The following is a 13886-nucleotide window of genomic DNA, read 5'->3' on the forward strand; positions in this document are numbered from 1 at the left end:
CCCAAAGTGACGGATAGAACTGCAAAAGAGGCGGATAGAACGCTCGAATAGACGGCTAGGATTGCAAAAGAGGTGGATAGAACGCTCGAATTGACGGATAGGTTGCAGAAGTGGTGGATAGAACGCCCAAAGTGACGGATAGGATTGCAAAAGAGGCGGATAGAACGCTCGAATTGACGGATAGGTTGCAAAAGTGGTGGATAGAACGCCCAAAGTGACGGATAGAACTGCAGAAATGGTGGATAGAACGCTCGAATTGACGGATAGGATTGCAAAAGAGGTGGATAGAACGCTCGAATAGACGGATAGGTTGCAAAAGTGGCGGATAGAACGCCCAAAGTGACGGATAGAACTGCAAAAGAGGTGGATAGAACGCTGCTCGAATTGATGGATAGGATTGCAAAAGAGGTGGATAGAACGCTCGAATTGACGGATAGGTTGCAGAAGTGGTGGATAGAACGCCAAAGTGACGGATAGAACGCTCGAATTGACGGATAGGTTGCAAAAGGGTGGATAGAACGCCAAATGAGGATGGTCCGCTCAAAGCAGTACCCCTAAAAAACGCAGCACAAGCTTGTGTGCTGCGTAGTTTTCTTTATTCAAATAAATGTTCGTAGGGGGCGATGTCAATTTGCATTTGCTCTAATTTTTTGCGTAAAAATTTGTGATCGCGTTTAGGTGTTGCTTGGATGTAGCCACGAATAATGAGGTCATTGTTAATGGCAGGTGCTTTTTCCTCTAAAGCAAGCTCGCCAATTTTCCCTGCAATCTTCTCCTTTGCTACTTGTCTAAAGAGCTCAGGGACAGGACTTACAAGCTCATAGAGTAACTCTTTTTCAGCTTGTCCCCATAAATGGATTGTTTTATCTAAATAAAATTCCTGCCAATCTAAATCAGACTTTCCATCCTGCTTTGGGAGTGCTTTTAAAAACTTGCGGAACATGAAAAAGCCGCCAATCGCCATCAATGAAATGAGGACAACCACCCAAAATAAAATAAACCATAAAAACCAACCTTGTAACAAATCGTTCACCTCTTTGCCTTCTCTGACTCTATTATAAAAGCTTCTGAAAAAAAATTCATCCTATAATGTCCCTTTTTTAGCAATTCGTCTTTATATAGTGTATGAAGGGAGGTGACGATGGATGGCGAACGTGAATTTTTTACAAGCTACACTGCGTCTGAAATATGTGGAAGGCTACAATGAGCAAAACGAGCCAACATACACTACTAAATCGTATCGTAATATCGCTAAGACACATAGCGTAGAAGATTTAGTAGCTGTCGCCCAAGCGATGGCCAGTCTCTCATCACAAGCATTAGCCGGTATTGAAAAGCAAGAGACAAGCGAATTATCTTAAGGGGGGATGACAAAATGACACAAGTTTTAGAGTTACAATTTGTTACAGCGGATGGTAAAACATCCATGCTTACGATTGATGCTCCAAAGCCAACAGTAACAGCAGCTGACATTCAACAGGTCATGAAAACTATTATGGCTAAAAATGTATTTTCTGGACAAGCTGGAGCATTGACAGCTATCAAAGGTGCACGCATTGTAGAACGAAAGGTAATAGAATTCGATGTAGCAACAGAATAATGAAAAAATGGTCTTTGCTAAGAGAACTGCAAAGGCCATTTTTACCTAGTGAGAGGGGGCATAGCAATGGAACAGTGGTTAAACATGATATCGGATATTGGTTTTCCGATTTTAGTGTCCTTTTATTTATTACACCGTGTCGAGGTAAAGCTAGATGCGATTCATGAGGCACTTGTTTCCTTAAAATGAAATTAATTTCACAAATATGTACGAAAGCTGTCACCTAGAGGTTCTTGTCAACGCTTACAGCCTAAGTTAGGATGAGGATAGTGTAGGTTAGGGAGAGTGTTAACATGAAACATAAACGAATGGGGCTAGTATTGCTTTTAGCCTGTGTGACTGTGCTAGGTGCCTGCGGGAATTCTAAATTTAAAGCAGATTATAGTTTAGAGATACCTGATTTTGAACATGTCAATCAGCGTGGAGAGACGGTTTCACTTGAAAGTTTAAAAGGCAAGCCATGGATCGGTATGTATATTTTCACGAATTGTGTATCGATTTGCCCACCAATGTCCTTGAATATGGCACAAGTCCAAGAAAAGCTTCAGAAAAAAGGGGTAGAGGATTATAATATCGTCGCCTTTTCTGTAGATCCAGATGTTGATACGCCAGAAGTATTAGCCAACTATATTAGTAAATATAATGTGCCAGATGATTCTAAGTGGAATCTTCTTACAGGGTATTCACAAAAGTATATTGAACAGTTTGCGGTTAAAAATACGAAAATTTTAGTGAAAAATGATCCTAATAGTGATCAAGTTATCCATGGTAATCAATTTTTCCTAGTTGATAAAGAGGGAACAATCGTTAAAATGTATAATGGCTTCGCTGAAAATATTGAAGATGTACCAATTGATACAATAGCTTCTGATATTGAAACATATATTGATGAAAATTTATAAATAGAAAACCGTCTCAAATTTTTGAGATGGTTTTTTTATGTCCTTTAAAATCTGGAAAAATAATCTTTTTCTGGTTGGGAATCGTTTATAGTGTAGAAGGAGGGAATGTATATGTCTAATATAGAAAAATTGGAGCAGCTGATGGCTATACATACGGAGAGTTTGTTTCGTATTGCTTATTACTATACGAAGGATTTACAAATAGCAGAGGATATTGTACAGGATGTTTTTATTAAATTTTATCATCAAAAACATTATGAGGAACGAGGAGAACTGAAGGCATACCTTGCTCGCATGACGATCAATAAATGCAAGGATTATTTAAAAAGCTGGGCCTATCGAAAAATTAAATTTCAACATAAATTTTTAAAGCAAAAATCCAATTTTGAGGATGCACTTATTCTTCAAGATGAACATGCTTTATTAGATGAAGCTATTTTACGCTTACCCATCAAACCGCGAGAAGCGATAGTTTATTACTACTTAGAAGAAATGACGATTAAAGAAATTGCTGAACTACTGACAATTCCTGAGGGTACGATAAAGTCTCGTTTGAAGAAGGGGAAGGAGCTACTAAGAGTAGATTTACAACATATTGAATGGGAGGTACTTTACCATGGATAAACATACCATGCAGGTGTTACAGGATGTCACAGCACATAAAGAGGTGATTATTCAAAAGGTTCGACACCATGTTCAGCAAGAGTCGTATCCATCCAAGTCAAAATGGACATATCGTGCATTCACCGTTATGATCACATGTTCTATTTTATTTTTCATTGCTTGGCAAGCAACACAGCCAATGGATCAGGTGACGACAGAGGTAAAAGATGAAGGAAAAAAACTTCTATTCACAGATTTATTTCATACAGAAGTAGAAGGAAAAGATACAACGTACAGTCAGTTTTTTCCGATATCACTTTATTTAAGTCAGGCAAAAAATATTAAATATTATGCACCACTTCAAGGCTTCGAGGCTATGCAATCAGTAGGTACTTTGTTGGGAAATGCTGTCCATCTCACTAAATCCGAAAATCTACCATTTAAACCGAATATTCAGGAAGTATATGCGGTAACATCAAAAATGGATGATGGTAGTCAGCAAACGCAATTCCAATTTAGTTTTAAAGAAAAATCTTACACTGGCGTGGATTTACAATATATTAATTTTACAGTGACAAATGTCGATCGAAATCCCTTAGCAGACTATGTAAAATCTCAAAATATTGAAGATACTGCAGATATTAAGATTTCAAATGTAGCATTAAATTTCATGAATCCTGTGTTATTTCGGGAGATGACACCAAATCAAGGTTTTCCTTATATTTACTATAATTACGACGCAGCTGATAAGAGAATCTATCAAATGACTACAAGAGCCAACGAATACTATTCATACTACAACGGCTATGTCTATCACATTGGTTACCAACTAAATGGAGATCCACAAGAAATGCAGGAAGAAATGGCAACTATCGTCAAGGAATTTATTCTTGGTAAATAGCTGGTAAACAGTAAGATTTTCCATTTATAATAATAAAAAAGAGGGGATGGGGATCGACTATGACGATTGCGGAAACGTATTTACAGGTTGTTCAAAAGAGATTTAAAAGTGTGAAAGAGTTAGGCGATAAGGCACTGGATCAATTGGAGGGGGCAGAACTGCACTGGGCGTATAATGAAGAATCCAATAGTATCGCGGTCATTGTTAAACATGTTAGTGGTAATATGATTTCGCGCTGGACTGATTTTTTAACGACAGATGGTGAGAAAACTACACGAAATCGGGATGATGAGTTTATCAATAGTCTTTATACAAAAGAAGCAATTCTCGCGGTCTGGGAAGAGGGCTGGCAAGTATTTTTAGATGCTTTGGCAAGTATTACAGAATCCGATTTGCAGGGACATGTCACAATCAGAGGGGAAAAGCTAGCGGTAATCGATGCGATAGAAAGACAAATGGCTCATTATTCACAGCATATTGGTCAAATTATATATATCGCGAAGCAAGTAAAGGGATCTGACTGGCAAACGTTAAGTATAGCGAGAGGACAGTCGCAAACGTTTAACAAGGCTATGCTTGAAAACATCCACGAAAAATAAGAGAGATCGTAGCAATCTTTTAGTTGCTACGATCTTTTTTTATGATACATAAAGCTTGTACATTGCCGTCTCCGAATCAATGGCTTGAGCTAGTTCATATGCTTCCTGCTGATTTTTATGATGAGAGATGATCTCATAGAAAAAGCGAATAAGAAACATAAGATTTGCGTTACCATCGATATAATCATCTGGTGCTAAATAGGAGTGACAGCCACTTTCTAAAAATGCTGTTGCGAGCTGTTTCCACCCTAATGTACAGCCTGCGGCAATAACCTTTACACCCTGTAGGCGGCTATAAGTTTGTATATCCAATGGACCAAAGTACAAACTCTTTGGTTCATCGTCTTCATACACATCCTCCCCTAACTCAGGCAGACAAAAGCGTCCTTCATCTCCGTGAAAATTCAAAATGAGATAATCCATTTTGCCATGAAGATCAATGCCCGATAAGACATCAATCAAATCATTTGGTCTACCAATCAAATGAAGCGTTACCCTTGCACCAAAGGATTCAAGTGCGGCTCGGATGGCCATTGATTCGAAATCACAATCAGGTCCTACTACTAAATTAACATATAATTCTGGCTTGCTCATTTCCCGTTCCACCTCCATCCTTTAGTATAGATGAAACTTATTGGATGGGTAAACCGTATATTACAATAATTACTATATATGTAAAGAGTAAAGGAGTATAAGCAATGAATCGGGTTGGACATTTACTTACACTAATTCTTGGCATTACGCTTAGCCTCATCACCCTCCTGCTGTTTTTGAACAATGAAATGCAAAGAGACGAACTAGTAACCCTTCCGCATAGTCATTTTCAAACGATTGAGCAGGCATGGTATATGTCTGGAAATGATGGCAAGGAGCAATATTTATATCCATTAAAGCAAGTGTTCTACCTTAACCGTTATGAGGTGAAAGATACAGAACACCTGCAACAAGCTTTACAGACCAAAAAAGTCCCGACCAGTCGACCAACCGAACCTACCCCAACGAGTGATTTATATATTCGTTTCGATAATGGAAAGGAAATGGCTGTTAAGGTGATGGTGGACGACGAACAATTATTCTTCATGGATCAGAAAACGATGCAGTATTATAAACTACAAACTAAAGAAGTGGTAGATTATTTTCTTTTATTGAATGAAGAAAGCCGAACGCCATGGTTATTATTTATTATGTATACAATTTTATTTTTTAGTCTAGCATATATGCTGGCAAAGCAATTAATAGGAGGTACATCGAAAACTGATCAGCAAAACTTGATGAAAGAAAAGGAGAAGAGACTCGCTTCTGATTTTATTCTTCCTGTCCTCCTGCCATTAACGATCACATTTACGATGCAAATATATGGGGCTCAGCATAGCTTATTATTACTAAGTGTCCTGATGCTTACTTCAGGTATTCGTGAATATGTGGAAAAAAGGGGGCTTTTCGTGAAAATGGTATTACTTCTCCCACTTTTTTGGTTATATCTACATGGCTTTCAATGGATTAATTCCTATTTAAACTAGCGTAATAGTGGATATTATTGTCAATAGTTTTCAGGTGGAGTTTTCATTATTGTTAAATTTTAGCGATATTTTGTGAGAAAAGGTACATATTTTATAGGATAATAGATTTAGGTAGGATATACTCAATGGTGATTACAGTAGAATTGAGGGAATCATATGAGATTAACTGTGGAACGTAAACTACAAATTGCTTTTGGTATCGTGCTAGCCTTCTTATTAATGATTACAGCCATTGCGATGTATTTCTTAACTAATAATAATAGGACACTAGCTGAAATCGAAGACAATACGGAATTAATCCATCTATATCAAGATATCTCGTTCCAAACTGTGCGTGCAAACGCAGCTATTCGAGGATATATATTATATGGTAAGGAAGAAATGTTAAACAATCATCATGAAATTCGGAATACCTTACATACATCCATTAATCGCCTTCAAGAAATAGGCGCTCGCAATCAAGATTTTGAACAATTTTTACAACAGCTTGATGATTGGGAAAAGGCGATAGATGGACAGATTATTCCGCTTTATAAACGTGGCGAAATAGAACAGGCTCAGCAAGTAGCCTTGCCGATTTTAGGAGAGGGCTCTTTGAAACTTGTAGTCTTTGGAAAGACGATGGCCACTGCACAGCAGGAAGACATGCTAGCACATATAGAGGCGACCAAGCAAAAAGGGGAAAGAAGTGGTATTGAAATATTGATATTGGCGGCAATTTCTCTCCTCATTAGCATCATTATTGCCACTGTATTTGGTAGAAGGATTGCTAAAAATATCCAACAAACGGTCAGTGAAATGGATACATTCTCAGAGGGGAATTTAAACACCCATCTTCAATTCAAAACAAAGGATGAATTTGCTCACCTAGCCGAGTCATTCAATACAATGTCAGAAAAGCTTCGTCAGATGATGAAGCAAGTAGGAAATTCCTCTGAACAAGTGGCAGCGACCTCTGAGCAGCTAACGGCAAGTAGTATGGAGGTCACACAGGCAACGGAGGTTGTCACAGAGTCGATTCAAGATATTGCACATGGAATTGAAGAGCAGGATACTTTAACAGGTGATGTACGGAATTTATCGGCCCATATTTTGAAGAAAATGAATGATATTTCCACTAGCATTCAAAATGTTAATGATGCAACCGTCGAAACGAAAAATATGGCGAGTTTAGGTCGTTCTTCTGTCCACGATGCAACGGTACAAATGGATGAAATTTCAGCCAATACGAGTGAATTAAATACGCGTGTCCAGGATTTAGATGATAATTCAGCAGCTATTGTAGCAGCTGTAAATGTCATTAAAAGTATTGCGACGCAGACCAATTTACTTGCTATCAATGCCTCTATTGAAGCGGCACGAAGCGGTGAACATGGGAAAGGGTTTGCCGTTGTCGCTGAGGAAGTACGCAAGCTGGCAGATGAGTCTAATCTTGCAGCAGTGGAAATTGAAAAAGTAGTAGCTCAAATTACTGACAGTACAAGAATAATTGAAGAAGATATGGTCAATAGCAATGATTCGGTGCATGTAGGTCGGGATAAGGTTAATGTGGCAAGAGATAATTTTATACAAATTGATGATGCTATTAATGATGTTCAAGCACAGACGGAGTTAGTTACCGCAGCTATTCGTACCATCCATCAAGATATTGAACAGCTTGTCCAAGAAATTGACTACATAGGTGAGGTATCTATGAAATCAAGCCGTCATGTGCAAAGCGTTGCCGCTTCTTCCCAAGAGCAAAATGCGGCAATGGAGGAAGTAGCGGCGGCTTCCACACATTTAGCGAAAATGGCGATAGATTTACAGGAATCGATACAAACATTTAAATATTAAGCTCAGGATAAAAGAGGGGTCTACTGGTTAAATAAATCATTGGACAACCTCTTTTTATTACCTTTTTATCAGTTCAGCAGTTCCAATTTCTATAAAGTCTAGACCAATAGAAGCCATTTCAGCGTGTAGCTATTGATTAGTAAGTTGTGGGCTAATAGGAAGTTATTCCTGACAATTACAGGGATTTAGAGTATCTGTAAAGACTGAATAATAAAAAAATCATAATTATGTTTGAAAAATAATATTTCATCCGATAAAAGCTATGGGAGAGATGTAAAACAGATACAGAGTGGGAACGGTTGTAGCAAATATCAGGCTGACAAGTGATATTTTTCACTTCAAGAAACAAAAGGAGAATAATATATGAAGAAAATATTTAGCAGTTTTAAGGGCAAGCTTTATACGCTATTTGCGCTAGTATTACTAATTCCTGTTATATCTGTAGGTAGTTTATCTTATTTATCAGCTAAGGATTCCATTGAAGAGGAAATCTTATTTAGCGCCAATGAAAGTGTAGGAATTCTAAATAAGCTAATTGATCAAACGATTACTGATAAGATGAATGACATTCAAGTGTTTAGTAGTGAAATAGATGCACAGCAATTTAAGCAATCTCAAACGTCTATTGAATCAAAGTTTAAACAATATGGACAGCTTAATCCAGACGTTTTAAGTATTTATGTTGGAACAAATGATGGTTCGTTTTCTCAAGTACCCAGATTGAATGATGCGGATTATAATCCATTAGATCGAGATTGGTATAAACAAGCGACGGCTTTAAAAGGTGAAACTTTAATTACTAACCCGTATAAGGATGCGGGAACAGGTGATATGGTTGTCACGGTGGCTAAACAGATTAAGGACCAGTCAGGGGTTGTCGCTATTGATATTAAATTAACAAACCTTCAAAAAATTGCAGATTCCATTCGAATTGGGAAAAATGGTTATCCCTCTATTTTTGGGGAAGACAATCTGGTCATTTCCCATCCTACCCTCGAAGCGGGTGGCAAGATAAAAGAAAGTTTCCTCGATAAAATGTACGAAAGTCCCTCTGGCACCTATGAATACGTCTTTAACGGCGATGATCGTATTTTATTCTATACGACGAATGAAGTAACCAATTGGAAAATCACAGGTACCATCTTTTCCAAGGAAATTGATGAATCGGCTTCATCGATTTTAACTCACACCATTATAGTGCTACTTGCAGCTGTCGTTATTAGTTCTATAATCTTCTACTTCGTGATGAAGGCTGTCATTAAACCAATTAAAGCATTAAAAGATAGCGCCGTTACGATAAGTAAAGGTGATCTGACAGAAACTGTTACGATAACTTCGAATGATGAAATTGGGCAATTAGGAATGGCCTTTAATGATATGCAGGAAAGTTTACGGACGCTTATTCAAAAAATTGAACAAAATGCAGAGGAAGTGGCATCGTCTGCTGAAGAGCTAACAGCTAATGCGAATCAAACAAGTATAGCAACCGAAAAAGTCGCAATTTCGATTCAAGATGTTGCATCAAGTGCAGATGGTCAAACTGTTAGTGCCAATAAAAATGCAGAATCATTACATGAGCTTTCAACAGCTATTCTTCATATTGCTGAAATTTCATCTGCTGTGACGGACCTTTCACAGCATGCGACATTACAGGCAGATGAGGGCGGACAAGCTGTTCAAAATACAAAGGATCAAATGCAGTCTATTCATTTATCTGTTGCTGATTCTAATGCTAAAATTCAAACCTTACATGAACGTTCACAGCAAATTACATCCATTTTAGACGTCATTACAAGCATTGCGGATCAAACTAATTTACTGGCTTTAAATGCCGCTATTGAAGCAGCAAGAGCAGGCGAGCATGGAAAAGGATTTGCAGTTGTAGCAGATGAAGTCCGTAAGCTTGCCGAGCAATCACAGGATTCGGCTAAACAAATTTTTGAATTGATTCGCGGAATTCAACAAGAAACAGAGCAATCTGTAAGTATTATGGCTAAGGTAACGGAGGATGTTCAAAGTGGTTTACATATTTCTGATGAAGCCATTACGAAATTCCAAGTCATTATGACAAGTATGAATGAAATTACGCCAAAAATGGAAGAGGTTTCTTCTGCCTCAGAGCAAATGTCTGCTGGAGTGCAAGAGGTAGCAGCAGTGACGGAAGATTTAGCCTTCTCAGCCAAAGGGAATGCAACCGCTTCTGAAGATGTTGCAGCCTCAACTGAGGAACAGTTAGCATCAATGGAAGAAATCAATGCCTCGGCACAAGCACTTGCGCATATGGCCGATGAATTAAAACAACTGATTAGTCAGTTCAAATATTAAAAAAACGCCCCTCCATTCATTGCAATGGAGGGGCATTCCTATTTTATCGATCTTCTTCCCAACAATCAGTATTTTTTAATGTCGGAATTGATTTGGCATAAAAGACAGGGTTTTTACCTGCTTTGCGTTGGCCTGTAAAATCATCTAATACAAGGAAGGCAATTTTACCAAGAATCATGATGATAGCAATATTGATGAAAGCCATGAGCCCCATAAATAAATCTGCTAAATTCCATACAAGTTGAACTTGTGCTACAGAGCCGAACATAACCATGACTAGTACTAGGACGCGATACATAACCATCCAACCCTTATGGGCATTTATAAATTCGATATTAGATTCACCATAGTAATAGTTACCGATAATCGAACTGAAAGCAAAGAAGATAATGGAAATGGCAATAAAATAAGGAGCCCAATCCCCAACGTGTACAGCTAGGGAATTTTGCGTCAAAATAATACCATTACTTTCACCTTTATCATATAAGCCAGCTAAAATAATGATAAAGGCTGTTGCTGTACAAATCATAATCGTATCGAAAAAGACACCTAAGCTTTGTACAAGTCCTTGCTTAGCAGGATGTGAGGTATTAGCAGTCGCCGCAGCATTTGGCACACTACCCATCCCAGCTTCATTTGAAAATAAACCACGACGTACCCCTTGCATAATAGCGACTCCAATTGCTCCACCAGCAGCTTCTTGTAGACCAAATGCATGTGTGAAAATTAATTTAAAGACATTCGGTATTTCTGATAAATTTGTCACCACAACAAAAAGCGCTACAAGTAAATAGAAGACGGCCATAACAGGTACAAGGACTTGCGTTACCTTTACAATTCTTTGTACACCACCAAAAATAATTAATGCTGTTAGTGCTACAAGTAAGCCTCCAATGAGCTTTGGACTTATATCAAATGCTTCCCCAACCGAAGTAGCAATTGTGTTAGACTGCACTGCATTAAATATAAATCCAAAACTTAGTGTTAATAGAATACTAAAAATGATACCTAGTTTTCTTTGACCTAACGCTTTTTCCATGTAATAGGCAGGTCCACCTCGGAAAGTATCGCCATCCTTTACTTTATAGACCTGTGCTAAAGTACTTTCAATGAAGGCTGTTGCCATTCCTAAAATAGCAATAATCCACATCCAAAATACTGCACCTGGTCCACCGACACCAATGGCTAAGGCAACACCTGTAATGTTCCCAGTGCCTACACGTGAAGCGGCACTAATCGTAAAGGCTTGGAATGGCGAAACCCCTGAATCTCCCTCCCTTTTTTCGACAATCAGACGAAACATTTCAGGAAAAAGACGAATTTGTACAAATTTTGTACCAAATGAAAAATATAGTCCAGCAGCTAATAATAAGATAATCAGGATATATGTCCATAAAATATTATTTCCACTATCAACAATATTTGAAATCCATTCCATAAGTTATTCCTCCTTTCACAGTACGCTTTAGTCTACACTGTTTTTTTATGAAAAATCAACCTTTCTAATATAATAAATTATAATAAAGTTTTGAGTTTTCCTATAAGAGTGGTAAATTCCGAAAATTCTCTCATTTTTATTCGGCTAATATGTATAATAAATAGAATAAAAGGAGGGAGTTTTGATGATGAAAACAATCGGCTTGATTGGCGGTATGAGCTGGGAATCCTCTGCTGAATATTATAGGTTAGTAAATGAACAGGTCAAACTACAGCTAGGGGGCCTTCATTCTGCTACATGTATTTTGTATAGTGTTGATTTCCAGCAAATTGAGCATTTTCAAGCGAGGGGACAATGGGACAAAGCTGGCATTGTGCTTGCGCAAGCCGCACTGTCACTTGAACGAGCAGGTGCAGATTTTATCGTTATATGTACCAATACGATGCATAAGGTCGTAGAGGTTATGGAGGAGGCCATCACTATCCCCATATTACATATTGCTGATGCCACGGCTCAACAAATAAAAAAGGCTGGACTACAAAAAGTAGCTCTCCTCGGCACTATGTACACAATGGAACAGGAATTTTATAGGTCGAGAGTAGAGGGCTATGGAATAGCGGTTATTGTGCCAGAACGTCATTCACGTATGGAAGTTAACCGGATCATTTATGAGGAATTATGTTTGGGGAGTATCATCCCAAATTCCAAGTCCTATTACATTCAAGTAATTAATGAGCTTGTGGAGGCAGGAGCGCAAGGAGTAATTCTTGGCTGTACCGAAATTGGCCTGCTCATTCAGCAGCAGGATATCCGTGTTCCAGTCTTTGATACAACGATGATTCATGCCCAGGCGGCGGTGTCAATGGCGATTCAGGAGGAAACGTAATATGCAGGGAAAGGTAAGGCAATTCGGCATTGAAGTGGGTGTGTTACCAGCTGGGCAGAAAAACTGTATTACTGATGTTGAAGGGGTACGAGTAGGACATGTCACATTGGATGAGTCGATAGATCATGAAGGAGCTTACGCCTGTACAGGTGTCACAGCTATTTTACCGCACGGGGGGAATTTATTTCAGCACAAAGTTACAGCAGCTAGCCATGTGTTAAATGGTTTCGGCAAAACAACTGGGCTTGTGCAGGTGAATGAGCTAGGTGTGATTGAATCACCAATTATGCTCACAAATACTTTTGGTGTACCAGCCGTTATGCAGGGAGCACTACGTTATATGCTCGACATGAATGAGGATATAGGTCAAACGACTGGCACCATCAATATTGTTGTAGGTGAATGCAATGATAGCTATTTAAATTCCATCCGAGCATGTCCCGTAACACCTGAGCATGCCGTAGAAGCCATTCGTAATGCCTCTCCGAATACAGCACAGGAAGGGGCAATTGGCGCTGGAAAAGGAATGATGTGTTTTGGCTATAAAGGGGGAATTGGCTCCTCTTCTCGAATTGTCAAAGTTGATAAAGAAGAAATTAGCTATACGGTGGGCTGCATGGTGCTCAGTAATTTTGGGCACAGCTCAGAATTTTTAGCTGAACGTTATGCTGCTCCCTCCATCCAATGTGCATCGACCCTAGCGCCAACAGATGGTTCGATTATTATAGTCCTTGCCACCGATGCTCCACTAAGTAGTCGTCAGTTGAAGAGAGTCATTAAACGCTGTGGGATAGGTTTAGGTCGAACAGGAAGTCATTACTCACATGGCAGTGGAGACATTGTGATAGGCTTTACAACTGCACACAACATCCCACATATTTCTGAACAGCTTGTAGAAACAAGAACTCAACTCCGTGAGGATCATCCCGTGATGAATCAGTTATTTGCGGCTGCGGCAGAGGCAACTGAGGAAGCCATTCTCAATTCACTAGCTCAGGCACAAACCACAATTGGTCGCAATGGACATCAAGTAGAAGCCTACTCATTTCAAAAAGCATAGCGAAAAGGTTATTGAGACATAGACAGTGTTTCAATAACCTTTTTTTGCGTAAGTACACTAGATTCAACATTTTTTTAGCATGTGAGGGCCATGAGATGAATAAAATCCTTAAATAGAGGATAAAAGAGATTTTTCGACGACATTTTGCTGGATTAGGAATCTTTTTAAGAGAATACCCACTAATTTGTAATAATTGTATTTTTATCTAGTCAATGC

General features: G+C 38.6%; 15 protein-coding genes. 12 read left to right on the forward strand and 3 right to left on the reverse strand.

All coding sequences use genetic code 11. The features are described 5' to 3' along the window. Positions 1-595: 595 nt before the first annotated feature. A complete protein-coding gene (locus tag ACE1MS_RS08135; RefSeq protein ID WP_008175629.1) occupies positions 596-1024 on the reverse strand; it encodes a DUF2621 domain-containing protein in 429 nt (142 codons plus the stop codon). 121 nt (positions 1025-1145) lie between these two features. Here ACE1MS_RS08135 and ACE1MS_RS08140 point away from each other — a divergent pair, with 121 nt between their 5' ends. The 7 genes from ACE1MS_RS08140 to ACE1MS_RS08170 all read left to right on the forward strand — a co-directional run bounded on the left by ACE1MS_RS08140 (position 1146) and on the right by ACE1MS_RS08170 (position 4605). After that, a complete protein-coding gene (locus tag ACE1MS_RS08140; RefSeq protein ID WP_031419598.1) occupies positions 1146-1361 on the forward strand; it encodes a DUF1659 domain-containing protein in 216 nt (71 codons plus the stop codon). A gap of 14 nt (positions 1362-1375) precedes the next feature. Then, a complete protein-coding gene (locus ACE1MS_RS08145) occupies positions 1376-1600 on the forward strand; it encodes a DUF2922 domain-containing protein (protein ID WP_012293919.1) in 225 nt (74 codons plus the stop codon). A 66-nt stretch (positions 1601-1666) separates the two neighbouring features. Further along, entirely contained in the window at positions 1667-1789 is a 123-nt protein-coding gene (locus tag ACE1MS_RS08150; protein ID WP_012293920.1) for a YvrJ family protein, read from the forward strand. Between the two features lie 104 nt (positions 1790-1893). After that, on the forward strand, positions 1894-2502 hold the full coding sequence (locus ACE1MS_RS08155) for an SCO family protein (RefSeq protein ID WP_012293921.1): 609 nt from the start codon (positions 1894-1896) through the stop codon (positions 2500-2502). Positions 2503-2613: 111 nt separating this feature from the next. Next, the gene (locus tag ACE1MS_RS08160; RefSeq protein ID WP_447402822.1) at positions 2614-3126 is read left to right on the forward strand and encodes a sigma-70 family RNA polymerase sigma factor; all 513 of its coding nucleotides are present in this window, start codon (positions 2614-2616) and stop codon (positions 3124-3126) included. Continuing rightward, on the forward strand, positions 3119-4006 hold the full coding sequence (locus ACE1MS_RS08165) for a hypothetical protein (protein WP_289449202.1): 888 nt from the start codon (positions 3119-3121) through the stop codon (positions 4004-4006). The genes ACE1MS_RS08160 and ACE1MS_RS08165 overlap by 8 nt, the downstream gene beginning before the upstream one ends. Positions 4007-4065: 59 nt before the next feature. Continuing rightward, the gene (locus tag ACE1MS_RS08170; protein WP_012293922.1) at positions 4066-4605 is read left to right on the forward strand and encodes a DUF1572 family protein; all 540 of its coding nucleotides are present in this window, start codon (positions 4066-4068) and stop codon (positions 4603-4605) included. A gap of 39 nt (positions 4606-4644) precedes the next feature. Here ACE1MS_RS08170 and ACE1MS_RS08175 read toward each other — a convergent pair whose 3' ends face one another. After that, a complete protein-coding gene (locus tag ACE1MS_RS08175; protein ID WP_031419605.1) occupies positions 4645-5199 on the reverse strand; it encodes a hypothetical protein in 555 nt (184 codons plus the stop codon). 104 nt (positions 5200-5303) lie between these two features. Here ACE1MS_RS08175 and ACE1MS_RS08180 point away from each other — a divergent pair, with 104 nt between their 5' ends. From ACE1MS_RS08180 to ACE1MS_RS08190, 3 genes are all read left to right on the forward strand, one after another. Beyond that, positions 5304-6125, forward strand: a complete 822-nt coding sequence (locus tag ACE1MS_RS08180; RefSeq protein WP_447402823.1) for a hypothetical protein — start codon at positions 5304-5306, stop codon at positions 6123-6125. 156 nt (positions 6126-6281) lie between these two features. After that, positions 6282-7961, forward strand: a complete 1680-nt coding sequence (locus tag ACE1MS_RS08185) for a methyl-accepting chemotaxis protein (RefSeq protein ID WP_012293926.1) — start codon at positions 6282-6284, stop codon at positions 7959-7961. Positions 7962-8324: 363 nt separating this feature from the next. Next, entirely contained in the window at positions 8325-10286 is a 1962-nt protein-coding gene (locus ACE1MS_RS08190; RefSeq protein WP_447402824.1) for a methyl-accepting chemotaxis protein, read from the forward strand. A 43-nt stretch (positions 10287-10329) separates the two neighbouring features. Here the strand turns inward: ACE1MS_RS08190 and ACE1MS_RS08195 are convergent, their stop codons facing one another. Next, positions 10330-11724 (reverse strand): alanine/glycine:cation symporter family protein, encoded by a 1395-nt coding sequence (locus ACE1MS_RS08195; RefSeq protein ID WP_012293928.1) that lies wholly within the window; start codon positions 11722-11724, stop codon positions 10330-10332. A 187-nt stretch (positions 11725-11911) separates the two neighbouring features. Here ACE1MS_RS08195 and ACE1MS_RS08200 point away from each other — a divergent pair, with 187 nt between their 5' ends. Next, positions 11912-12610 carry an aspartate/glutamate racemase family protein gene (locus tag ACE1MS_RS08200; protein WP_036162679.1) on the forward strand — a complete coding sequence of 233 codons (699 nt, stop codon included), beginning with the start codon at positions 11912-11914 and terminating at the stop codon, positions 12608-12610. A 1-nt stretch (position 12611) separates the two neighbouring features. Then, positions 12612-13670 carry a DmpA family aminopeptidase gene (locus ACE1MS_RS08205; RefSeq protein WP_197150722.1) on the forward strand — a complete coding sequence of 353 codons (1059 nt, stop codon included), beginning with the start codon at positions 12612-12614 and terminating at the stop codon, positions 13668-13670. Positions 13671-13886 lie beyond the last annotated feature (216 nt).

The sequence above is a fragment of the Lysinibacillus sp. fkY74-1 genome (assembly GCF_053165895.1).

What these genes read in the sequence shown, in the direction of transcription:
- ACE1MS_RS08140 (WP_031419598.1), top strand. Translation starts at nt 1,146, where the DNA reads ATGGCGAACGTGAATTTTTTACAAGCTACACTGCGTCTGAAATATGTG.
- ACE1MS_RS08185 (WP_012293926.1), top strand. Translation starts at nt 6,282, where the DNA reads ATGAGATTAACTGTGGAACGTAAACTACAAATTGCTTTTGGTATCGTG.
- ACE1MS_RS08145 (WP_012293919.1), top strand. Translation starts at nt 1,376, where the DNA reads ATGACACAAGTTTTAGAGTTACAATTTGTTACAGCGGATGGTAAAACA.
- ACE1MS_RS08155 (WP_012293921.1), top strand. Translation starts at nt 1,894, where the DNA reads ATGAAACATAAACGAATGGGGCTAGTATTGCTTTTAGCCTGTGTGACT.
- ACE1MS_RS08205 (WP_197150722.1), top strand. Translation starts at nt 12,612, where the DNA reads ATGCAGGGAAAGGTAAGGCAATTCGGCATTGAAGTGGGTGTGTTACCA.
- ACE1MS_RS08150 (WP_012293920.1), top strand. Translation starts at nt 1,667, where the DNA reads ATGGAACAGTGGTTAAACATGATATCGGATATTGGTTTTCCGATTTTA.
- ACE1MS_RS08190 (WP_447402824.1), top strand. Translation starts at nt 8,325, where the DNA reads ATGAAGAAAATATTTAGCAGTTTTAAGGGCAAGCTTTATACGCTATTT.
- ACE1MS_RS08165 (WP_289449202.1), top strand. Translation starts at nt 3,119, where the DNA reads ATGGATAAACATACCATGCAGGTGTTACAGGATGTCACAGCACATAAA.
- ACE1MS_RS08160 (WP_447402822.1), top strand. Translation starts at nt 2,614, where the DNA reads ATGTCTAATATAGAAAAATTGGAGCAGCTGATGGCTATACATACGGAG.
- ACE1MS_RS08175 (WP_031419605.1), bottom strand. Translation starts at nt 5,199, where the DNA reads ATGAGCAAGCCAGAATTATATGTTAATTTAGTAGTAGGACCTGATTGT.
- ACE1MS_RS08195 (WP_012293928.1), bottom strand. Translation starts at nt 11,724, where the DNA reads ATGGAATGGATTTCAAATATTGTTGATAGTGGAAATAATATTTTATGG.
- ACE1MS_RS08200 (WP_036162679.1), top strand. Translation starts at nt 11,912, where the DNA reads ATGAAAACAATCGGCTTGATTGGCGGTATGAGCTGGGAATCCTCTGCT.
- ACE1MS_RS08180 (WP_447402823.1), top strand. Translation starts at nt 5,304, where the DNA reads ATGAATCGGGTTGGACATTTACTTACACTAATTCTTGGCATTACGCTT.
- ACE1MS_RS08170 (WP_012293922.1), top strand. Translation starts at nt 4,066, where the DNA reads ATGACGATTGCGGAAACGTATTTACAGGTTGTTCAAAAGAGATTTAAA.